The 21,929-nt window shown below is 67.9% G+C and carries 20 protein-coding genes; 6 read left to right on the top strand and 14 right to left on the bottom strand.

The window, feature by feature from the left end; all coding sequences use genetic code 11:
* Positions 1-36: 36 nt before the first annotated feature.
* A complete protein-coding gene (gene rpe / locus AB0383_RS49065) occupies positions 37-717 on the top strand; it encodes a ribulose-phosphate 3-epimerase (RefSeq protein ID WP_366191510.1) in 681 nt (226 codons plus the stop codon).
* Between the two features lie 25 nt (positions 718-742).
* On the opposite strand, the gene AB0383_RS49060 is transcribed toward rpe, so the two are convergent.
* Positions 743-2,191: a LytTR family transcriptional regulator DNA-binding domain-containing protein gene (locus AB0383_RS49060; RefSeq protein ID WP_364190043.1), complete on the bottom strand. Its 1,449-nt coding sequence runs from the start codon at positions 2,189-2,191 to the stop codon at positions 743-745.
* Positions 2,192-2,846: 655 nt separating this feature from the next.
* On the opposite strand from AB0383_RS49060, the gene AB0383_RS49055 reads away from it, so the two are divergent.
* From AB0383_RS49055 to AB0383_RS49040, 4 genes are all read left to right on the top strand, one after another.
* Positions 2,847-4,241, top strand: coding sequence for a LytTR family transcriptional regulator DNA-binding domain-containing protein (locus AB0383_RS49055; protein WP_364190046.1), 1,395 nt, complete (start codon positions 2,847-2,849; stop codon positions 4,239-4,241).
* A gap of 361 nt (positions 4,242-4,602) precedes the next feature.
* Complete coding sequence (locus AB0383_RS49050; protein ID WP_364190049.1) at positions 4,603-5,058, top strand: MSMEG_3727 family PQQ-associated protein; 456 nt, start codon at positions 4,603-4,605, stop codon at positions 5,056-5,058.
* A 16-nt stretch (positions 5,059-5,074) separates the two neighbouring features.
* Complete coding sequence (locus AB0383_RS49045; RefSeq protein WP_364190052.1) at positions 5,075-6,754, top strand: PQQ-dependent dehydrogenase, methanol/ethanol family; 1,680 nt, start codon at positions 5,075-5,077, stop codon at positions 6,752-6,754.
* Between the two features lie 166 nt (positions 6,755-6,920).
* Complete coding sequence (locus AB0383_RS49040) at positions 6,921-7,127, top strand: recombination activating protein 1 (RefSeq protein WP_364190055.1); 207 nt, start codon at positions 6,921-6,923, stop codon at positions 7,125-7,127.
* 18 nt (positions 7,128-7,145) lie between these two features.
* Here the strand turns inward: AB0383_RS49040 and katG are convergent, their stop codons facing one another.
* The 3 genes from katG to AB0383_RS49025 form a co-directional block, all read right to left on the bottom strand.
* Positions 7,146-9,383 carry a catalase/peroxidase HPI gene (gene katG, locus AB0383_RS49035; RefSeq protein WP_366191506.1) on the bottom strand — a complete coding sequence of 746 codons (2,238 nt, stop codon included), beginning with the start codon at positions 9,381-9,383 and terminating at the stop codon, positions 7,146-7,148.
* 24 nt (positions 9,384-9,407) lie between these two features.
* A complete protein-coding gene (locus AB0383_RS49030) occupies positions 9,408-9,971 on the bottom strand; it encodes a manganese efflux pump (protein ID WP_366191504.1) in 564 nt (187 codons plus the stop codon).
* Between the two features lie 221 nt (positions 9,972-10,192).
* On the bottom strand, positions 10,193-10,369 hold the full coding sequence (locus AB0383_RS49025) for a hypothetical protein (protein WP_220245697.1): 177 nt from the start codon (positions 10,367-10,369) through the stop codon (positions 10,193-10,195).
* Between the two features lie 388 nt (positions 10,370-10,757).
* Between AB0383_RS49025 and AB0383_RS49020 the strand changes: the two genes are divergently transcribed.
* Positions 10,758-11,228, top strand: coding sequence for a ribose-5-phosphate isomerase (locus tag AB0383_RS49020; RefSeq protein WP_364190064.1), 471 nt, complete (start codon positions 10,758-10,760; stop codon positions 11,226-11,228).
* A 63-nt stretch (positions 11,229-11,291) separates the two neighbouring features.
* On the opposite strand, the gene AB0383_RS49015 is transcribed toward AB0383_RS49020, so the two are convergent.
* From AB0383_RS49015 to AB0383_RS48970, 10 genes are all read right to left on the bottom strand, one after another.
* Complete coding sequence (locus AB0383_RS49015) at positions 11,292-12,347, bottom strand: HAD-IIA family hydrolase (RefSeq protein WP_366191501.1); 1,056 nt, start codon at positions 12,345-12,347, stop codon at positions 11,292-11,294.
* Positions 12,344-13,279: a fructose-bisphosphatase class II family protein gene (locus AB0383_RS49010; protein ID WP_364190072.1), complete on the bottom strand. Its 936-nt coding sequence runs from the start codon at positions 13,277-13,279 to the stop codon at positions 12,344-12,346. The genes AB0383_RS49015 and AB0383_RS49010 overlap by 4 nt, the downstream gene beginning before the upstream one ends.
* Before the next feature lie 157 nt (positions 13,280-13,436).
* Positions 13,437-14,414 carry a class I fructose-bisphosphate aldolase gene (locus AB0383_RS49005; RefSeq protein ID WP_364190075.1) on the bottom strand — a complete coding sequence of 326 codons (978 nt, stop codon included), beginning with the start codon at positions 14,412-14,414 and terminating at the stop codon, positions 13,437-13,439.
* A gap of 43 nt (positions 14,415-14,457) precedes the next feature.
* Positions 14,458-15,465, bottom strand: coding sequence for a LysR substrate-binding domain-containing protein (locus tag AB0383_RS49000; protein WP_366191498.1), 1,008 nt, complete (start codon positions 15,463-15,465; stop codon positions 14,458-14,460).
* 519 nt (positions 15,466-15,984) lie between these two features.
* Complete coding sequence (gene pepN / locus AB0383_RS48995; RefSeq protein WP_364190081.1) at positions 15,985-18,441, bottom strand: aminopeptidase N; 2,457 nt, start codon at positions 18,439-18,441, stop codon at positions 15,985-15,987.
* 39 nt (positions 18,442-18,480) lie between these two features.
* Positions 18,481-19,605 (bottom strand): pyrroloquinoline quinone biosynthesis protein PqqE, encoded by a 1,125-nt coding sequence (pqqE, locus tag AB0383_RS48990; protein ID WP_366191496.1) that lies wholly within the window; start codon positions 19,603-19,605, stop codon positions 18,481-18,483.
* Positions 19,602-19,877, bottom strand: coding sequence for a pyrroloquinoline quinone biosynthesis peptide chaperone PqqD (gene pqqD / locus AB0383_RS48985; RefSeq protein WP_364190087.1), 276 nt, complete (start codon positions 19,875-19,877; stop codon positions 19,602-19,604). Before pqqD ends, pqqE begins: the two co-directional genes overlap by 4 nt.
* Positions 19,877-20,572 carry a pyrroloquinoline-quinone synthase PqqC gene (gene pqqC / locus AB0383_RS48980; RefSeq protein ID WP_366191494.1) on the bottom strand — a complete coding sequence of 232 codons (696 nt, stop codon included), beginning with the start codon at positions 20,570-20,572 and terminating at the stop codon, positions 19,877-19,879. The genes pqqD and pqqC overlap by 1 nt, the downstream gene beginning before the upstream one ends.
* Complete coding sequence (gene pqqB, locus AB0383_RS48975) at positions 20,569-21,471, bottom strand: pyrroloquinoline quinone biosynthesis protein PqqB (protein WP_366191492.1); 903 nt, start codon at positions 21,469-21,471, stop codon at positions 20,569-20,571. Before pqqB ends, pqqC begins: the two co-directional genes overlap by 4 nt.
* A 129-nt stretch (positions 21,472-21,600) precedes the next feature.
* Positions 21,601-21,929, bottom strand: a 329-nt coding sequence (locus AB0383_RS48970; RefSeq protein WP_366191490.1) for a hypothetical protein, incomplete at its 5' end; no start/stop codon positions are given.

Genomic DNA, 21,929 nt, shown 5'->3' with positions numbered 1-21,929 from the left:
CGCTGCTTTACGCTTGAGGGCGTGTCGAACCAGCCCTTGATCGCGCCGTCCATCCTCTCCGCCGACTTCGCCCGGCTCGCCGACGAAGTGGCTGCCGTGCAAGGAAAACCAGGCCGCGGAGCGGATTGGCTGCACGTGGACGTGATGGACGCGCACTTCGTGCCGAACCTGACCCTGGGCCTGCCGGTCGTGCGGTCGCTGCTGGCCACCACGGACCTACCGCTGGACTGCCACCTGATGATCGAGAACCCGGATCACTGGGCGATCGGTTACGCGGAAGCGGGTTCCTACAACGTGACCGTGCACGTCGAGGCCGCCGACGATCCGGTCAAGCTCGCGAAGGACCTGCGCGCCGCGGGTTCGAAGGCGGGGCTGGCGATCAAGCCGAACACACCCCTGGAGCCCTACGTCGACGTGCTCAAGCACTACGACACCCTGCTGGTGATGTCCGTGGAGCCCGGGTTCGGCGGCCAGATGTTCATCGCCGACGTGCTCGACAAGGTCCGCAAGGCGCGCAGGATGGTCGACACCGGCCACCTGAACCTGGTCGTGGAGATCGACGGCGGCATCAACACCGACACGATCGAACAGGCGGCCGAGGCCGGCGTCGACTGCTTCGTGGCCGGCTCGGCCGTCTACGCCGCCGACGATCCGGCGCACGCCGTGGAGGGCCTGCGCCGCCAGGCACAGGCCCTCTCCGCCCGCACCCAGCGGTGATTCCCTTGGCGCGGGCCGGTTTCGGTCAGACGCCGAGCAACCGCCGCAGCTCCGGCGCGTGGCGCCGCGACACGGGAACGAACTCGTGCGAGCGGGAATCCATGATCAGGAAGAGCTCGCCCTTGATTCCCCGCTCCAGCTCCGCCACCCGGCGCAGGTTGACCAGGAAACGCCGGTGCACCCGGCTGAACCCGTAGGGCGTCAGCAACCGCTCGACATTTTCCAGGCCACGGGTCGCGGCCTGGATCCTCCCCCGTTCCGTGACCAGCCAGACGATGTTCCGGTCGGCCTCGGCGTAGCGGATCTCCGACGGGGCAAGCAGAACCAGGCGGTCGTTGCGCATCCCGATCACGCGCCGGGGCAGCGGGCCGACGTCCGATTCCGAAGTGCTCTCGTACGGCTCGCCCTCTTGCACGCCGAACACGCACAGCATGCCCACCACGTGGTTCGAGTCGACAACGGGCCGCATGGTCACCGGAGTCGCTTCCTCCCCCGGGCTCACCGGCAGGTACGCGTAGCCGCTCCATTGTGTACGGCCCTGTGCCCGGTCCTTGGCCCACCGCACCACCTCGGGAAGCCCCGAAATATCCGGCATCCAGCGTTGCGCCGGCTCGATCGCCCCGGCGACGATGGGGGTTTCGCCGGCCAACCCGAGCAACGCGACGGCGGCCTCGTTCGCGGTGATCACGTTTCCACCCCGGTCCATCGCCATGAACGGACCACTGGCCTGGGCACACTTCTTGTTGAACTCGGAGATCACCTTGTCCGCCTCGTAGACGGCGCGCCGGTAAATCTCCTGTTCGACGCACGAGACGGCTTTCGTCAGCCACGCAGGCACGAGCTTGGACAGCGAAGCGTTCCACCGCGAGATGTTGATCGACGCGACCGGCGCGCCGGTCACCACGTCACGGATGGAAATGCCCGCGCAGGCCCACTGGTGGAAGGCTTCGCACCAGTGCTCCGGCCCGGTCACCGTGACCGGGCCGGACACCTCGAGCGAGGTCCCCATCCCGTTCGTGCCGGTGCACTCCTCCGACCACGACGACCACGGAGCGAGGTTGTGCAACTCGGCTCGCCGCTGCGCGGAAGGATCACCCCAGGCCCCCAGGACTCGCCCGTCCCCGTCGGTGACGGTGACGACGGCGCCGTCCTGTTCCACTTCCTGACCGGCCAGCGCACCGAGACCGCCGAGCGCGGTGAAGATGACGCCGTTGTCGATTCGCGGGGAATCGTCGCCCAGCGCTCCCGGAGCGACGTCCAACCTCCGGTCCACCTCGTACCGATCGCGGCAGCGGTACCAGGAAGCGAGGATCTCGGGCCGTACGCCCGTTTCGATGTCTTCGCCCCCGGCAAAACTTTCCCAGGCGCGAGCCACTTCTCTCGACGAGGTGGTCACCAGAGAGCCACCCGGCACGTGATCACGTCCGCTCGGCCTGCTCGGCGCGATCGCCAGCGGCGGCACTCTCCCGGTCATCGCGACCTCCTTGTCGCCAGGCACGCCGGGGTCAGAGGGGACCACCGGGCAGTGACGGAGGTTACAAACTAACTCGATGGCGCAATCATTTCAAGACAGCTTCGCGTCGTTCAGCCACTTAGCTGTAGACATAACACGACCAGCTCGGCGCCGCCGGATCAACTCCGCAACCCGGCGGAACAACCACCAAAACGGGCGGCGCCGGCAACAGGAAAACACCTTGTGGCACAACATCATTTGGCGGAGTCAGCCGGGCCGGTCCCCGTGGTTCACCCTGGTCAGCACGGAAATCCTTGCCTCCGGCGGCCTCGTCGAGGGCGTTTGTGGAAAGCCACAACAAAAGACGCCGTTCACCAGACGGCAGTAGACCACAAATGATCTTGTTCCAAATACGGAACGACGATCATCGAAGCCGATGCCGGGTGACCGTTGATGGGCGGATGACAACCGATAATCGCCGCCGCGCGACCGTTCGTTGGTCATCCGCCCACAGTCAGCACAGTCTGCTTGCCCTCTAATCAGCGGAGAGTTTAGCTTGCGACGGCGGCGAAGCGACGCGGTGCGGCCCGACACGGTCAGGTAGCACCCGAGCGGTCATCGGCACCCCAGCGCTGGAGTGCCGTCCGGGGTGGCACCAGACCAAAGGCGGTCTCAGATGACACAGGTACGCCGGCTCGACCCGACCTCTCGCAGCTGCGGAGACGCCACGGTGCACGGAGCGTGGGAGCGGTTCGTGAAGGGCGAGGACGACCTGCGTGGTGTGCGGCCCGAGATAGCGATTTCCTGGCAGCGGTGCCGGGACCAGTACCAGGTCGACCCGTTCCTCACCGAAGCCCCCGTCGCCGTCGCCGAGGTCGACCACGCGCTGGAGCACGACGTCGTGATCGCCGAGCTCGGCTTCCGCGCCGCCTCGCTGGCCCGCGAGGTCGGCAGTATCGGCGGCATCGTGACCATTACCGACGCCTCCGGCCGCGTCCTGGCCCAGTGGGGCGACCAGGCGACCCGCAGCGTGGCCGCCGATGCCAACCTGGCGCCGTGGTTCTGCTGGGCCGAGGGCGCCACCGGCACGAACGGCATGGGCACCGCGCTGATGTCCTACACCCCCGTGCTGATCCGCGGCGCGGAGCACTGGTGCCAGGCTTTCCACGACTGGACCTGCGCGGGTGTGGCGGTCCGCGACGTCGTGACCAGGGAACCGGTCGCGGTCCTCAACATCTCGTGCTGGCGCAGCGAGCCTCCAGCTGCGACGGGTACCTGGCTCGGCAATGTCGCCACGATGACGCAGCGCATCCTGCGCCAGCGCGCCCAGGATGACGGTGCCGAACTGATGGCCGCCTTCAACCACGCCAGGTCACGCCCCAGCACCGCGCTCGCGGCCGTGGATCCCGCGGGCCGGGTGGTGCTCGCCGATGACACGGCGGGCGTACTCCTCGGCATCCCGGGCTCCACGCCGGCGCCCGATCCCGCGGTGCGGTGGAAACCGGAGCTGCCGGAGTTCATCCGGGCCACCCGGTACGCCGCCAAGCAGGCGGCCCGCAACCGTGACTGGACCGGTTCGACCCAGATCTTCACCCGGCTCTCCAGCGAACCGACTTCGATCAGCATCCGGCCGGTGTTCCTGTCCGGCCACCTGGTCGGCACCCTGGTCTCGTTCGGGGTGTCCGAAGGTGATCCGTTGCCTCGGGCCGGCGGGGACAACCCGCTCCACGCGCAGCCACACCGAATGGTCGCGACGCGCGAGAACCGCATGGTCCTGCTGCGGCTGCCCGAGGTCTCGTTCGCGCAATCGGACGGCAGTGACGTGTGGCTGTCCACAGACCAGGGACGGTTGCGATCCGCCTCGCCGGGCCTCGACAAGCTCGAGACCGAGCTGGGCGATTCCGGTTTCCTGCGCGTGCACCGCCAGTACGTGGTGAACCTCAGTCGCATCAGGGAAGTCGAGCGCCGGTACAAGGGCGAGCTGTTCCTCGTCATGGACGACCAGGCGAAAACGATGGTGCCGGTTTCCCGGCGCAACACCCCCGCGGTGCGCCGGGCGCTGGAGATCTGATGGCCCCCGCCATCGGCTCGACGAGGTTTCCCGTTGCCGCAGAACACCGTTGCCACGGTGCACGAACGGTACCTCTCGTCCGGAGAACGGCGGGGTCTGGCCGATCTGTGGTGACGCATATCGGAACCCCTTGCGCGGCGGTAGAGTTCTATCTCGTTGCAGGATAGGAAATCAACGATCGAGCCGAATCGGAAATCAGGCCCGGCCAACCACCTGTGACCGCCGCGCTGAGCCCCATTGTGGTGTGGCACTTGAGAAATCACGCGATCCAGTCGCCGACGAGGCGACGCTTTCGCGTGCGTGAAGCGTTCCGCGAAATCTGTCAGAAGTTTCATTTTTGTTGACGAGGAGGTGAAGTCCGATGACGGCTACCCAGGATCGTGAAGATCTCTTGGCCGAGCTCAGCGGACAGAACAAGGCAACCATCGGTGCCGTGCTCGGTACCGGCACGATCGCCAAGGCGACCGAGCGTCCCGACGGGACGATGGAAGGGACCATCCGGATCCCGGAGGACGCGATGACGTGGGAGCCGGGTGTGCTGATCATGCCGCACGCCGGCATCCTCGAGCTGACGATCATCAACGACGACAAGAACACCCACGCCTGCCTGCTGCCCAGCAACGGCGACCGGCAGTTCATCGGCCTGCTGAACCACTCGAAGGGCAGCGCGACGCTCGAGCTGGACGGTCCGGGCTGCTACTGGTACGGCTCGCCGGCCGGCAACGACGAGGGTCGCGGCCTGCAGGGCGCCATCGTCGTGTCCGGTGAGGTTCCGCCGGAAGCCAAGCTCGACCGACCCGCCCAGCCCCGGCCGTAGAAAGGCAGGACCCACCATGACCCTCGAATACATCGACGCCGGCAAGGCGTTCAACCACAACAAGCTGTCCAACCTGCCGCACAGCGCGCCGGACGTGACGCGCGGCGTCAACTACGAGCGCATCCTCGACGCGCGCAACGAATCCCACAACTGGATCACGTACTACGGCGCCTACGACGGCCAGCGGCACAGCCTGCTCGACCAGATCAACGTCGACACCGTCAAGAACCTCAAGGTCGCCTGGATCCACCAGGCGAGCGCGACGGGCATGATCGCCTCGACGTCGACCTACGCCTTCGAGGCCAGCCCGCTGATGATCGACGGCGTCATGTTCGTCACCGGCTGGGACGGCTGGCTCTGGGCGCTCGATGCCAGGACCGGCGAGCAGCTGTGGCGCTACAAGCACGCGATCCCGATCGACGTGACCCTGTGCTGCGCCAACGTCAACCGCGGCTGCGCGGTGGCCAACGGCAAGGTCTACATGGTGACCCAGAACGCCCAGCTGGTGGCGCTCGACGCCACCACCGGACGGAAAGTCTGGCAGAAGACCATCGGCGACGTGCGCGCCGGAGAGAGCGCTTCCATCGCTCCGCTGGTCATCAAGGACACGCTCATCACGGGTTCCGCCGGTGGCGAGTACGGCGTCCGCGGTCACATCGACTGCTGGGACCTGGAGACCGGCGAGCGCCGCTGGCGCACCTACACCGTGCCGAAGCCGGGTGAGCCAGGCTCCGAGACCTGGCCCGCCGACGGCGAGGCCTGGCAGCGCGGTGGTGCGAACCACTGGGTCACCGGAACGTTCGACCCGGAGCTGAACCTCTACTACGCGGGCACCGGCAACCCGGCTCCCGACTTCGACGGCGAGGTCCGCGAGGGCGACAACCTCTATACCGACAGCGTGGTGGCGCTGGACGTCGACACGGGCGAGATCAAGTGGCACTACCAGTTCACGCCGCACGACCTGTGGGACTACGACTCCACGATGGAGATGACCCTGTTCGAGCGGGACGGCAAGAAGCTGCTGGCCCACTTCGACAAGAACGGGTACATGTTCGTGCTCGACCGCACCAACGGCGAGCTGCAGCACGTCACCCCGTTCGTCGACCGCATCGACTGGGGCGTGATCACCCGGGACGGCAAGGTGACCCCGCGCAAGTACCCGGACAAGGAAGGCGAGCCCTGCCACTTCTACCCCGGCCCCGCCGGCGCCAAGGAGTGGACGCACGCCTCGTACAACCCGAACCACGACCTGTTCTACGTTCCGGTCGCCGACGTGGGCGCCACGGCCACCCGCCGTCGTCGCGAGTTCAAGGAAGGCATGCCCTACTGGGGTGCCGCCGTCGAGGTCGACGTCGACAACATGGCCGGCTCGGTCAGCGCGTTCGACTCCCACGGTGAAGAGAAGTGGCGCTACCGGCTCCCCTTCCCGATGTGCGCCTCGACCCTGAGCACCGAGGGCAACCTCGTGTTCGCCGGCACGCCGGCGGGCGAATTCATGGCGCTGCACGCCGAGACCGGCGAGAAGCTCTGGAGCTTCCAGTGCGGCAGCGGGCACCACAGCAGCCCGTCGACCTGGTCCCTGGATGGCAAGCAGTACATCTCGGTGCCGGTCGGCTGGGGTGGCTGGCTCGAAGGCATCGTCCCCGGCATGTCCGGCCAGGGTCATGGTGCCGCGCTGATCACGTTCTCCCTGTAATCGGCAAGCACCGCTGATGCGAGACCCGGGGTGACTTCCCGACGGTCCCCCTTCCACCCGTCCGGTGATCGAGGCTTCTCGATCACCGGACGGGTGCCTTTGCGTTGCCGGAAAAGCGACGCACCTCGGTCATGGGAAGACAGCGACGGAAACGAAAGGCGATCCGATGAGCCAGTCGACGACGCCCCGCCAGGACGAGGAAATCGAGCGTCTGCCGTGCTTCAACTGCGGGGATTCCTACGAGTCCGGCGATCTCGCGCGGCACACCGAGCCGGTGCACTGCGGGACCTGCATCGCGTGTGTCGACCGGCCGGCGTGCTTCACCTGCCGGCTCATGTACTGCGTTTGCGACGTGCACAAATACCGAGGCTGAAGGGCCCCGGCGTCGTGGTCAGCGCAGGTCGAACCGGTCCAGTTCCATGACCTTCACCCACGCGGACACGAAGTCACGCACGAACTTCCCGCCGGCGTCGTCGCTCGCGTAGACCTCCGAGAGCGCCCGCAGTTCGGAGTTCGACCCGAAGATGAGGTCGACCCGGCTCGCGATCCACTTCACCTCGCCGGTGTCCCGGTTGCGGCCCTCGTAGACCACCGTCCAGATGTCCGCGTTCCGCCTCGGCGCCCACTCCGTCCCCAGGTCCAGCAGGTTGACGAAGAAGTCGTTGGTCAACGTCCCGGGCGCCGAGGTCAACGCACCCAGCGGGGACCGCCGGTGGTTGGCTCCGAGCACGCGCAACCCGCCGACCAGCACGGTCAGCTCGGGCGCGGTCAAGGTCAGCAGGTTCGCCCGGTCCACCAGCAGGTGCTCCGGCGACATCCAGAAGCCGTCGCCAAGGTAGTTGCGGAAGCCGTCGGCCTGGGGTTCCAGCGCGGCGAACCACTCGACGTCGGTCCACTCCTGGGTCGCGTCGGTGCGCCCGGGCCGGAACGGCACCTCGACGACGTGACCGCCGGCCGCGGCGGCGTGTTCCACCGCGGCGCACCCGCCGAGCACGATCAGGTCGGCCAGGGAGATCCGCTTGCCCGACGGCTGGGCGGCGTTGAACCGCTCCTGGATCGCCTCCAGCGCGGACAGGACGTCGGCCAGCTGCTCGGGTTCGTTGACCGCCCAGCCGCGCTGCGGCTCGAGCCGGAGCCGCGCCCCGTTGGCCCCACCGCGCTTGTCACTGTCGCGGTAGGTCGACGCCGAGGCCCACGCCGTGGAGACGAGCTGCGCGATCGTCAGGCCGGAGTCGAGGAGCTCACGCTTGAGTGCCTCGACGTCGGCGGCGTCCACCAGCTCGTGATCCAGCTCGGGCACCGGGTCCTGCCAGATCAACCGTTCGGCCGGGACGAGCGCCCCGAGGTACCGCTGGATCGGGCCCATGTCGAGGTGCGTCAACTTGAACCAGGCCCGCGCGAACGCGTCTTCGAATTCCTCCGGGTGCTCCAGGAACCGCCGGGAGATCTGCTCGTAGACCTTGTCCTCCTGCAGCGACAGGTCCGTGGTGAGCATGACCGGGTGGTGCTTCTCGTCCGGGTCGTACGGGTCAGGGATCGTGCCCTCGCCCCCGCCACCGCTCGGGATCCACTGCCACAGGCCGGCCGGGCTGAGCTCGACGTCCCACTTGTACTCGAACAGGGTCTCGAAGAAGGTGTGGTCCCAAGTCACGGGCGTGCGGGTCCACATCCCCTCCAGCCCGCTGGTCGTGGCGTCCGGACCTTTGCCGGTGCCGTGCTCGTTCGCCCAGCCCAGGCCCATCGCCGTGAGCGGCGCGGCCTCCGGGTCGGGGCCGAGGTGCACGGCCGGGTCAAGCAGCCCGTGGGTCTTGCCGAAGGTGTGGCCGCCGGCGATCAGCGCCACCGTCTCCTCGTCGTTGAGGCCCATCCGCCGGAACGTCTGGCGGATGTCGCGGGCCGCGAGCACGGGATCGGGGTTGGTGGCGGGGCCCTGCGGGTCGACGTAGATCAGGCCCATGTCGCTGGCCGCCAGCGGTTCGTCGAGGTCGCGGCGGCCGCTGTGCCGGTCGTCGGCCAGCCACTTGCGTTCCGGCCCCCAGTACGTCTCGTCGGGCTCCCACACCTCGGTGCGGCCACCGCCGAAGCCGAAGGTCTTGAACCCCATCGACTCCAGCGCCCGGTTGCCGGCGAAGACCATCAGGTCCGCCCAGGAGATCCTCCGCCCGTACTTCTTCTTGACCGGCCACAACAACCGGCGGGGCTTGTCCAGGTTGCGGTTGTCCGGCCAACTGTTCAGGGGGGCGAAGCGCTGCATCCCGGCGCTCGCACCGCCGCGGCCGTCGCTGACGCGGTAGGTTCCCGCGGCGTGCCAGGCCATGCGCAGCACGAGCGGGCCGTAGTGCCCGAAGTCGGCAGGCCACCAGTCCTGCGAGGTCGTGAGCACCTCGTCGACGTCACGCGCCAGCTCGTCGAGATCCACCGTCTTGAACTGCTCGGCGTAGTCGAAGTCCGCGTCCAGCGGACTGTCGGCGGGAACGTTGCGGTGCAACGTCTTCAGGTCGATCCGGTGCGGCCACCAGTCGTTGGGGTTGCCGCTCGCCGTGGGGTGGTTGCGCTGCCGAGCCGGCCGCGACTCCTCCAGGACCCGGTCGTACGTGCGGTAGACGTGGGTGTCGGGATTCTCGGGCATCGGTGTCCTCCCCGGCCGCGCCGATCAGTCGAAGACGAGCGGCAACAGGATCGCCGCGCCCAGCAACGAGATGCCGCAGAGCAAGTCGGCGCGAACCCGGATGACCCTGGCGGCCATCCGCCCGACGAAGAGTCCGACGAACGACATGATCATCGTCATGACACCGAAGGCCACCATGGGGACGATGAGGGAGAACCCGGCGATCCCCAGACCAGCGCCCGCGACGAAATTGTCGATGCTCAGCGAAAGTGGCATGCCGAAGAGCGTCACCCACGGGTGGTCCAGGTCTTCCTCTGCCGGCTCCGGGTTCCGGATCGCTCCGACGATGAAGTAGACGCCGTACAACCCGAGCGCGGCCGCCCCGACGTAGTCCGCCCAGTCTCCGAGGAAGTCACCCAGGAAGTGCCCGATGAGCCCGCCCAGCAGCGGACTCACGGCGTCCCACACTCCGAAGACGATGGCGACCTGCACGGCGCGACGCCAACCGAAAGGAATGGTTCCGATAGCGATCGACGAGCGGAAATTGTCGAGACTGAGGCCGAAGGCGAGCGCTATCAGCGGAAGAAATTCAAGAGACACCTGAACCACCTCAACAGATCAACCAGGGTTCACCGGGGAGGGAGACTGTGAATATCTGCCCGTTCTCGGCAGGGGGGATCGCTGATTTCCGACGGGTGCCGCAAGGCCCCGGCGCGATGGATTCACTCGCTCCGGGGCCTTGCGTCAACACAGAGGTAGCCTGGCCGCGGATTTCAGCCCTCCGCCGCGGCTACGAGAAATCAAGCGACACGGGCCGTGGAGCCCGGCTGTCAGGCCCGGTAGAAGTAGCCGGTGGCCTCAGCGCACACCTCGACGACCGTGTACTCCGGAGTTTCCCACTGCATGTTTTCCTCCTCAGCTGTTGGCTGCGCCCGGCGACTGAGCCAAAACCGGACATCCGTGATCCGCGCAATTTCGCGAACAACGTCGCGAAATTTCGCGGTCATGAAACAGCATCTTGGATTTAACGTAGGTGTCGCAACCGACCTTGAACCAGTGGTCGGGAACCGGTGTCGAACGGCATCCTGAGGCCGACGAGTGGAGGAGGCACGCTCACCGACGGCCCGCGGCACGACACCCGGCAGCCCCGCCAAACACCGCTACGACCTGCGAGAACGTGGCCCCACAGCAGCTGGACGGACACCTGCACCGCGCGGCGGCGGGCATCACCTGGCCCCGCCGGCGGACCGCTGTGCCGAAGCCCGTTCTCGGACATACTCCAGCACCAGAGTACAAGTCGGCGGACGAGGACGTCAATCGTCCCATCAAATATCCCAATGCCTGCCTGGCAAATAACGAAGCACCAATTCACAAGTCCGGAATTAGACTGCTCAGGTGCGAATCTACCTTGGCTCCGATCACGCCGGACTCGAACTCAAGAACCACTTCGTCAAAAGGCTCACCGACCTCGGCCACGAGGTGATCGACGTCGGCCCCGCGACCTATGACGCGAATGACGACTACCCGCCGTTCTGCATCGAGGCGGCGCAGCGCGTGGTCGCCGACGAAGGCAGTCTCGGTCTCGTCATCGGCGGTTCCGGAAACGGGGAACAGATCGCCGCGAACAAGGTGCCCGGCGCCCGTGCCGCGCTGACCTGGAACGAGGACACGGCGAAGCTGGCCCGGCGGCACAACAACGCACAGCTGGCCGGCATCGGCGCCCGAATGCACACCGTCGAGGAGGCCGAACGCATCGCGGACGCGTTCCTCGGCACCGAGTTCGAGGGCGGCCGCCACCAGCGCCGGATCGACCTGCTGGCCGACTACGAGCGCACCGGTGAACCGCCCGCGCTGCCAGGACAATGACGTGAGGGGCCGCGCCGGGGAGAACCGGCGCGGCCCCTCACGAACGCTTTCACCGCGACCAGGTCACCGGGCTTGATCCAGCCGACGGAGTCCGAGCTGTCGTTCGATCTCATCCCACCGGCCGTCGTCGTCGGAGACCGCACGGCCGGCGTCGCGAGCGGCCCACGCCGAGGCGACGACGGACCGCAGCGCTTGGCCTTCGTCACCGCCGTTCGGGATGCGGGGCACAGCGTCCGGCCCGAGGGCGACGAGGTCCTCGCGCGAGGTGGTGGACAACCGAAGTGCGGGCGCGAGCAGTCCGCTCAGATCGGTGGCGACATACGTCGGACGCGCGGCTCGCTCGGCGAAGGCCAGGTCCCGCAGCCGCGAGGCCCCGGTCAGGACGAAGAGCGAGTCGAGGCCGGCCGAGTTGGCGCCCTCGATGTCGGTCTCCAGCCGGTCCCCGCACATCAGGGTGCCCGGCCGATCCGTCCCGAGCCGGGAGCGGGACAGGTCGAACAGGGCGGCCTGCGGCTTGCCGACGACGTGGGGCGCCGCGTCGACCGCCGTCTGCACCAGGGCGACCAGCGCGCCGTTGCCGGGCGCTTCTCCGTAGGGCGTGGGCAGCGTGAGGTCGACGTTCGTGGCCACCCAGGTGGCTCCGGCCCCGACGAGGTAGCCCACCGCCGCGAGCTCGGTCCAGGTGACGTCGGATCCCAGCCCCTGAACCACGGCCTCGACCGGCCTGCCGCTCAGATCCGCGACGCGGACCGGCGTCAAGCCGGCTTCGGCGAGTGCCTGGGCGACGCCCGGACCGCCCACCGCGCACACCAGCGCACCCGGCACCAGCCGCTCGGCCAGGTACGCCGCGGCCGCCTGCGAACTGTTGACCACCGACCAGCGCCGCGGTGCGATCCCCAGCCCGCGCAGATGGTTGCCCACGTCTTCGGGAGGGCGCGACGCGTTGTTGGTCGCGAACACGACCGGGACACCGTCCGCCGTCACCCGGTTCAAGGTCTCCACCGCACGAGGGACCGCGTCCGCACCGCGGTAGACCACGCCGTCGAGATCGCAGATCAGTCCGCGGTAGCGCGTGATGAGGGGCTCGACCCGGACGGACGTCGTGGTGTCCCTGGTCATGCGGATCGGTGTTGGGTTTTGACGATCCGCGCCGTTTCCGGCCGCGAACACAGCACAATGGACTGTGTCGTGGTCCGGCCGGCGTGCTGCTGCACCCCGCGCAGCACCTCGCTGCCGGTCACCCCGGTGGCACAGAACAGAATGCGCTCGCCGCGGACCAGGTCCTCGGTGTGGAGAACATCGTGGCGGGTGCCGGAGTCGTCCGACCGCAACCGCGCCTGCACCGACCCGCCGAGGCAGGACAGGGCAGCCGCGGCGATGACCCCCTCCGCGGCGCCCCCGGTGCCCAGCAACACGTCCACCGGGCTCTCGGGACGGGCCACGGCGATCGCACCCGCGATCTCGCCGCCCTCGATCAGGTGCACGCGCGCACCCGCGTCGCGGATCTCGTGCACGAGCTCCCGGTGCCAGGGCCGGTTGAGCACGGCGACGACGACGTCCGAAACCCGGCCGCCCTTGGCCGCGGCGACCGCTCGCAGGTTCTCGCCCACCGAGCGGTCGAGTTCGACGACGCCGGCGCACTCGGGCCCGACGACCAGCTTCTCCATGGCGACATCCGGCGGCGGATCGAAAAGAGCACCACGCTCGGCCACCGCGACCGCCGCGAGCGCGTTCGGCACATCTCTGGCCACGGAAAGCGCGCCGTCACCCGCGTTGATCGCGACGTCGCAGGCCGGCCCGGCTCCGGAGCCGACCGCTTCGCCCTTGATCAGTCGCTTCCCGTCCTCGCCGAGCACCACGACCCCACTCATCGGCACCGACCCGATCACGTTGTGCATCGCCTCGATGGCGGCGGCCTTGCCGCTGATCTCGTCACCGTGCCCGACCCACCGGCCGGCCGCGAGCGCGGCGGCTTCGGTGACCTGCACGAGTTCGAGCGCAAGGGCGTGATCGAGTCCGTCCACGCCGATGGCCCATTCCTTGGTTTTCATGAACCTCAATCCACTCGAACTCGTCGGTGAAAGTGTGTGTGCGGTCGTAACACCGAACCGAGGGCGACCGGACCGGCAGACCACCGCCCCGATCCGGCCGCCCTCTTCAAGGAGGCGCCGGCCGCCGGCACCGCGGACGGCCCCCCGGCTCGAACGCTCAGCGGGCGGCGGCGTTCGCGACGGCTCGGTCGGAGAGCACCTGCTGGGCGGCGGCCCGGTTGCCCTCGTCGCCCCGCCACGCCTCCAGAGCCGGCCCGACCAGCGCCCGGCCGAAGGAGTAGGTGAGCTCCCAGGGCAGCGGATCGAGCTTCTGCATCGCACCGAGGTGCTGGGTCGCCAGTTCCGGACTTTGCCCACCGGAAAGGAAGGCGATGCCCGGCACGGACGCCGGCACCGTCGCGCGCAGAGTGTCCACTGTGGCCTTGGCGACGTCGGCGACCGAGGGCCGATCCGAGCTGCCGGCTCCGGCGACGACCATGTTGGGCTTGAGGACGATGCCGTCGAGTTGCACCCGCATCAGGTCGAGCTCCTCGAACAACACCTCCAGCACCGACGTCGTCACCTGCCGGCACTGGGCCAACGAGTGGGAACCGTCCATCAGCACCTCGGGTTCCACGATGGGCACCAGGCCGCCTTCCTGGCAGAGGCCCGCGTACCGCGCCAACGCGTGCACGTTCGCGTGCACCGCTCGCTCCGACGGCACGTTTTCGCCGATCGTGATCACCGCACGCCACTTGGCGAACGTCGCTCCGCCTCGTACGTAGTCCGCGACACGTTCGCGCAGCCCGTCGAGCCCTTCGGTGATTTTCTCGTCGGAGGCTCCCGCCAGCGGCTTCGCCCCGGTGTCGACCTTGATCCCGGCCAGAATCCCGAGATCGTCGAGGAACTTCGGGAACGTGCGCCCGTTGGTCACTTTCTGGTGGAACGTCTCGTCCGCGAGAATGACGCCGCTGATCGATTCCGCGAGCCGGGGGGTGGTGACGATCAACTCACGGTAGACCCGGCGGCTTTCCTCGGTCGGCTCGACCCCCACCTTCTCCAGGCGAGAAGACATCGTCCCGATGCTCTCATCGGCAGCGAGAATACCGCGCCTGTTGGAGACGAGCGTGCGCGCGATTTTATTCAGTGCTGACATCTACCTTGCTCCTCCTGCGACTCGACCGACGTTGACCGTCGTATTACGTTTTCGTGGTGGTTTTCGCGACCGCGAGCCGACTGCCTTTGACTTTCTGCCCAGGCACGAAAACCGGCATCGGACTGCCTTTCGACGCTGCGATCTCCACCAGTTCCCGCGCGTACCCCGGGAGATCCCGGCCCTCACTCCACGCCGCGTAGATGGGTTTCGCCGGCATTTCCTGGTCGACTGCCACCAGGTGCAGCCGGCCTTCCGCGAGTTCGGACCGCACGGTCGAAATGTTCAGCACGGTCACCCGCTGACTCGTCGCGACCGCTTGCTTGATCGCGGCGCTGGAGGGAAATTCGACGTAACTGCGCGGGGTGCGGGCAGTTCCCAGCAGTTCATCCGTGAACTCCCGCAGCCCCGAGCCGCGCTCGCGCAGGACGAGTGGCGCGGATGCCAGCTCCCGCACCGTCAGGGGGCGGGTCCTCCTGGCCCACGGGTGCTTCGAGCCGACCACCACGGCCACCATGTCGTCACAGATGTAGCGGGTGACCATGTCGTCGCCGAACTGCTTCTGCACGTGACTTCCGGCCTGGCACCAGCCATCGATGAACGCGAGATCGACGTGGCCCGCCCGGATCAGCCGGCGGAGCTCGTCGATGCTGCCGGTCTGCACCTCCACCCGGGCCTCACCGAAGGAGAACCCGGACCGGTTCAGCCATTCAGGGATCAAGTGCTCGGAGACGGCCGGGCTGCCCGCGACCCGCAGCCGTTTGGCATCGGCAGACGGAGCCCCGGATCCGAACTCCAGCAACTCCCGCGCGGCACTCATCACGTTGCGGGCGTACTTCGCCAGCATTTCCCCGTCCTCGGTGAGTTTTGAACCCGTAGGAGAACGCTCGAGCAGCCGAAGACCCAGACGGCGTTCCATCGCGCTGATCCGGATACTCGCGGCCGGCTGGGAAAGACTGTGCGCTTGGGCGGCTTTTCCCACGCTGCCATAACTTTCCACTGACAGCAGTAAGTCGAGGTCGGCGAGCTGAGGCATCTTTGACGGAAGAACCACGTTTCCACCTCTCGCTCCGCCGAAAAGCAGTTGTCGGCTGCACCGGCGGCTCCCGGTGTGCAATGAGCGTGCCCCGCCCGGTTTGCGTGGTCAATCTGTTGAGCACGAACGCGCACTGTGCGGACATGAACGGTGTGCACCGCGCCACATACGGGCGTTCGGGGTAATCGGGCGGCGGCAAAGAGGCCGTGAACTGCACCCGTTCGGCAATCTCAACACGCCGAACGGCCGGTAGTCAAGGGGCTCGTGTTCCCCTTCGTGGCAGCGCCGACACCGTTCGTCCTGGATTCACGGCCATTCGTTCGACCAGACTTGCCGCAATTTCCACCCGGCGACCATAGTTCGGCGACGAAGTTCCGGGTTTCGGGTCGCAGCTGCTTTTTCCCGGACGGTAACAGTTTCATTCCCTTTCTCGCCGTCGCGGCGGTCGGCCGACACCCGCGGGCGGGACTCCTGCTGGCGCAAGGTTCCGGCCTGCACAGAGCACCGGGGCCTTGCGCCATCCACCTCAGTTCCGCCTCAGCTCGCCGCGTCGCACGCCCGGGCGGCCCGCATGAGGGCCAGTTCGGTCCGCTCCTCGCGGACGACCTTGCGCACGTTTTCGGGGAGCAACCCGCTCTCCAGCAAGCGATCCGTGCGGGCCAGCACGGCGTGCTCGTCGGTCGTGAACCGCGGGTACAGCGCCCGCGCGAACGCCAGCGCGAACTCGGGCTCGTCGGCGCGGCTCTCCAACGCGCGCAGGTACCGGTCGGCGTACGGGGTGAGCAGCACCTCCTGGCCCGGTTGCCGCAGCCCCGCCATGACGGCTTTCCGTTCCGCGAGCGAGAAACCCTCGTCAACCACCCGCGTCCAGGCTTCTTCTTTGGCGGCCCGGGTGGGACGCGCGGCTTCTGCCGTCAAGGCGTTGCGGCGGCAGCCGTCCCCCGGATCGGTTTCCCGTGCGACGCGGAGCAGCCCGTCGACGTCGCCTCCGGTCGAGGCCAGGCGGACCGCTGCCCGCCACCGCAGATCGCGATCCACTTCCAGGTCCGGCCACGGCGACCGGCCGCGCACGAGGTCGCTCAGCAAACCGTGGTCCTGGCCGACACCGACGAGAGCCCGGGCGAGAACCAGCCGGCGGTCACTGCCGAGCGCGGCGCCGGCCAGCTGCGCGCGCACCCGGCGCGCCACGGCTTCGAGCAGCCGGCCCCTGTCGAGCGGGGCTCCGTAGAGCTCGACCGCCCGCACCGCATGCTCCAGCAACGCTTCCAGCACGCCGATATCGCTCTCCCGGACGCCGTGAGTGAGCACGGCCGCCGCGTAGCTGCGTGCCGGCAAGCGTGCGTCGAGGACGTCGTCCCACAACGCTCCCCAGACGACTGCTCGCGCCCGTTGATCGTCCAGTGTAGACAGGCTTCGCAGGGCCGTGCGCCGGGACCGCGGGTCCAGCCTGACCTTGACGTGGGCCACCGCGTCGTCGTTGGGCACGAGCAGGTCGGCGAACCCAGCGACGGCAGGGGCACCCTCGCGGTGACCGAGGGACACGTGTGCGCGGTGCCGCCACACCAGCTCGCCCTCGCATTCGTCGAACGCGGCGACCCGCAGCGTCAAGTGCCGGGACCGAACCTCGGGAAGCTGGACCACGTTGCCGTGGACCACCTCGACCGTGTTGACCCCGCGGCGCAGCAGCCACTCGTCGACCCACCGGTCCACGTCCTCGTTCGACACCTTCCCCAGCGCGGCCACGAAATCCTCGAGACGGGCGTTGCCCCACGCGTGCGTCCGCAGGAAGGTCCGCACGCCGCCGACGAAAGTTTCCCAGCCCACGCGCGAAGCGAGGTCGTGGAGCACCGCCGCGCCCCTCAGGTAGACGATCGGGCCGAGGTTCGACCGTGCGGCGTCGGTGTCGGCGGTTTCCGCCCGGATCGCGTGGGCGGTGGGCAGCCGGTCGGCGTGCCGGGCCGCCGGCAGGGCGTGGTGGGCGAAGGCGGTCCAGCCGTCCCCGTACGGCGTCGCTTCGGCCTGCGCGACGACCGCCATCGTCGTCGCGAAGGCCTCGTTCAGCCAGAGGTCGTCCCACCAGCGCATCGTCACGTAGTCGCCGAACCACATGTGCGCCATCTCGTGCAGCAGGACCTCGGCCCGTTTTCGCCGCGCTTCCGCAGTGACCCGGTGCCGGAACACGAACCGCTCGTTGAGCGTCACGCAGCCCGGGTGTTCCATCCCGCCGAACGCGTACTCGGGCGCGAAAACGTGGTCGTACTTGGTGAACGGGTACGGCAGGTCGAACAACCGGGAATAGAAGTCGAGCCCGCGCCCGATCACGTCGAAGAGTTCGGGCGCGTCGCTCGTCAGGTCCTCGAAGAGCGAGCCGCGCGCGTACAGCGCCAGCGGCACTTCGCCGTGGCTGGACCGCAACCGGCGAAACGGGCCACCGGCGAACGCCACCAGGTATGGCGGCAGCGGCGGCGTGCGGCCGAAGCGCCACGTCGACCGCTCGCCGGCGCGTATCGGTGGCTCTTCGGGATCGGTGTTGGCGACCACGACCCAACTGGCGTCGGCGGTGACGGTCAGGCCCACCGTCGCCTTCAGATCGGGCTGGTCGAAGCACGCGTACACCTGGTGCGCCGCGAAAGGTTCGAACTTGGTGTGCACGTAAACCTGGCCGTCGAGCGGATCCTGGAACCGGTGCAGCCCCTCACCGCTTCGCGAATACGCCGCGAAGCCGGCCACGCGAACCGTGTTCCCGCCGGGGCGCACGGCCAGCCGCACGCGCGTCCCTTCGTGCGCGTCCGGCCCCAGCTCACGGCCGTTGCACTCGACCGACTCGACCTGCCCCGCGAAGTCGAGGAAGACGAACGCAGCCCCGGACCGAGCCTGGAAACGGACCACCGTGCTCGTCGCGAACTTCCGCGCACCGACGGTCAAGTCGAGCTCCACCGCATAGCCGACATCGAAGATCTCGGCCGAACGCGCTGCCGCCTCGTCCTCCGTCAACTTGTCACCGGAGGCGACCCGGCCGTCGAACGGCATCCGTCAGGGCCGGTGCGGCGACACCGTCGGGCGGCGGTAAACCAGCTTTTCGCGAAGCTTTTCACCGTCGGCCGTGACTTCCTCCTGGTTCGCGCGAACGAGCGCGTCCTGCACCAGGTGATGGTCGGGTGAGTGCATGCACACGGGATCGGTGCGCGCCGCGTCTCCGGTCAACGCGAACGCCTGGCACCGGCAGCCGCCGAAATCGAGCTCCTTGCGCGGGCAGCTCTGGCACGGATCGGGCATCCACTCCGTTCCGCGGTAGGCCTGGAATGCCTCGGACTTCGCCCAGATCCACCCGAGGTCGTGGTCGCGAACCGAGGCGAAGGTCATCGTCGTGATCTCCGCGGCCACCGGGCACGGGTACACGGTTCCGTCCGGCGCGACGGTCAGCGCGTTCTGCGCCCAGCCACCCATGCACGGCTTCGGGTAGGGCTCGTAGTAGTCCGGAAGGATCCAGAGGAGTTCCATGCTCTCCCGCAGCTCGGCCTTCCGGCGCTCGTAAACCCCGACCGCGTCGTCGAGCTGGGCCTTGGTCGGCATCAGCAGATCGCGGTTGCGCAGGGCCCAGCCGTAGTACTGGGAGTTCGCGAGCTCCAGCCGCTCGGCGCCCCACGCCACACAGACGTCGATGATCGCGTCCAGCCGGGGCAGGTTCATCCGGTGCAGGACCACGTTCATGTTCAACGGCAGGCCGGCGTCGCGGATGATGCGCGCGGCGGCCTCCTTCTTGTCGAAGCGCTTGCTCGCCGCGACCAGGTTCGTCGACTCGGCGGCGTCGCCCTGGATGCTCAGCTGCGCGCTGTTGAGACCGGCCGAAACGAGTGATTCGGCCCGGCTCTCCGTCAGCCCGAGGCCGCTGGTGATCAGGTTCGTGTACAGGCCGAGGCGACGGCATTCGGCGACCAGCGTCTCCAGATCGCCGCGAACGAGCGGTTCACCGCCCGAGAAGTGCACCTGCACGACCCCGAGCCCAACCGCCTCGTTGATCACCCGCAACCAGTCTTCGGTGGTGAGCTCGTCCTGCCGATCGAGCAGCTCCAACGGGTTCGAGCAGTAGACGCAGTGCAACGGGCACTGGTGCGTGACTTCGGCCAGCAGGCCGTACGGCTGCGGCGTGCCGTTCATGAGACCACCACCCAACCCCGTCCGCGTGCATCCTGGAGGAACGTCATCACGTCGTTCGCGAGATCGGCGGCCGCGAAATCCTGCTCGAGCTGGTCGACCAGCTGCCGCACGGTCCGGCTGCCGTCGCACAGACCCAAGATCGCCGCCCCGGACTTGTTCAGGAGCACGACCCGCTCCGGCAACAGGAGCAGCTCCACGTCACGGACGCTGTCGTGCTTGAGCATCGCCTTCGTCGCCAGCTTGGGGATGGCCGTCAAGTCGGATTCGTCCATCACGAACTCTTGCTGTACTCGAGTTCCACGGCATCCAAGAGACTCCAGAGGACGTCACACTTGAACTCCAGGGCTTGTGCGCACGCTTCCTGCTGTTCCCTCGACTTCGCGTGGTTGAGCACCAGTTCGAGCAGGTGCGCGATGTCCTTGGGCTGCTGGGTGAGCCGCGCCCGGAAGTACTCCAGGCCTTCCGATGCGATCCACGGGTAATGGTGTTGCACGTCGGTGATCCGCCGGCTGAGCAGATCCGGCGCGAACAGTTCGGTCAGCGCCGACGCCACGGCCTCCAGCCACGGCTTCTGGCGGCAGAAGTCCACATAGGCGTCCACGGCGAACCGCACTCCGGGCAGCACCGTGTCGGTGTCGAACAACGCTTCGCGGCTCAGGCCCACCGCCGCGCCGAGGCGAATCCACTTCTCGAGACCGCCCTCTGCGCCCGCTCGCCCGTCATGGTCGATGATGCGCTGGATCCACTGGCGCCGATCCTCCCGGCCGGGGAGCTTGGTCAGGATGAACGCGTCCTTCTTGGGCAGGTTCATCTGGTAGTAGAAGCGATTCCGCACCCAACCCCGGAACTCCTCCTCGGTCAGCGTGCCCGAGTGCATCCGCTCGTTGAACGGGTGCAAATGGTGGTACCGCTTTTCTCCGATGGACCGCAGGTGCGCCTCGAACTCCTCGGCAGACCACGGGTTCATACTTCCACCTCCAAGCCGGCTCGGCCGACCTCGATGCCCAAGTCCGTCACCCAACGCCGTTCCGGGGACTCTTCGTCGAGAATCGGGTTCGTGTTGTTGATGTGCGTGTAGATCTTTCGCTTCGCGGGCAGCGCGGCGAGCGCGCGGGCCGAACCGTCGTCACCGCTGACGGGCATGTGGCCCATGGAGCGCCCGGTCCGGCTTCCCGCACCCTGACCGGCCATTTCGTCGTCCGTCCAGAACGTGCCGTCCACGAAGACGCAGTCGGCCGACGCCACCTGCTCGGAGAACTTGTCGTCCCACTTCGGCAGCGTCGGGGCGTACACCGCGATCCCGCCGGTCACCTTGTCTTCCAGGCGGTAGCCCACCTCCCACTCCGACGACGGGCCGCGAAGCCTGGATTCCCCGATGTAGCGCGGCGCCTTGGAACCGGTCAGAAAGGGGGTCACGCGCACTCGATCGTCCAGATCCAGAGGTTTGCCGACCTCGACCAGGGACCAGGTGAGGTCCGCGTAGTCGCTCAGGAGTTCGCGGACGGGGAACCACAGAGTCAGTGCCTCCAGCACGGGGTATGTCCCGTACACCGTCAGCGAAGACCCCTCACGCAGCATCAGCAGGCCGATCGTGTGGTCGAACTCCGCGTCCGTCAGCAACACACCGGCGACCGGTGTCTTCCTGACCTCCGGACCGGGGTGCAACGAGGGATCCGCCGCGATCTGGTGGTGGACGTCCGGGGTCGCGTTCAGCAGGAACCACTGTTCGCCGTCTCCGGAGACCGCGATCCCGGCGTGTGTCGTCGCGGCTTCAGGCTTGGCCCGAGCCTTGCGGCAGCCGGCGCAAGCGCAGTTCCACTGCGGATAACCGCCACCAGCCGCGGCTCCGAGGCAATGTATGAACACAGTACGAAAACAATCCGTCAATACCGGCGCGGGCCGGCGTCGGAGCACGCCTCGAGCAGCGCGAAATAAGGTGTTTGCCACCTCATGGCGTCCTCCCTCACATTCGACCCCGACAACGGCCGGATAAAATCAGGCACCGTTGCCCGTCAAGGGTTCGGCCAGGGCGGCTTTCTGGTAACGTCGCCCTGAACTCGGCTTGTCTTTTCCCAGCTTCTTCGCCCTCGCCTGGTCTGGCAACCAATCGCGAACGACCGGCACCGAATCACTGACGAACGGCCGCCGCGCCACCACGAGCGGACTGCCGCGTCCACTGCGGTGCGGCCAGTGCCGAGCACCCCACCAAAAATAGCCTGCGACCTGCTGTTGTTCGTCGATCGGGCAAGTGCTCGCACAGCACGAAGCCGAGGCCCGACGTCCCTGACCGCCGCCTCGGGCCACGGCCGGCGACGCGGCCCGAC

The sequence above is a fragment of the Amycolatopsis sp. NPDC051373 genome, assembly GCF_040689465.1.
GTDB lineage: Bacteria > Actinomycetota > Actinomycetes > Mycobacteriales > Pseudonocardiaceae > Amycolatopsis.
The sequence above is the reverse complement of the archived record's forward strand: the minus strand, read 5'-3'. Positions and strand labels throughout refer to the sequence as shown.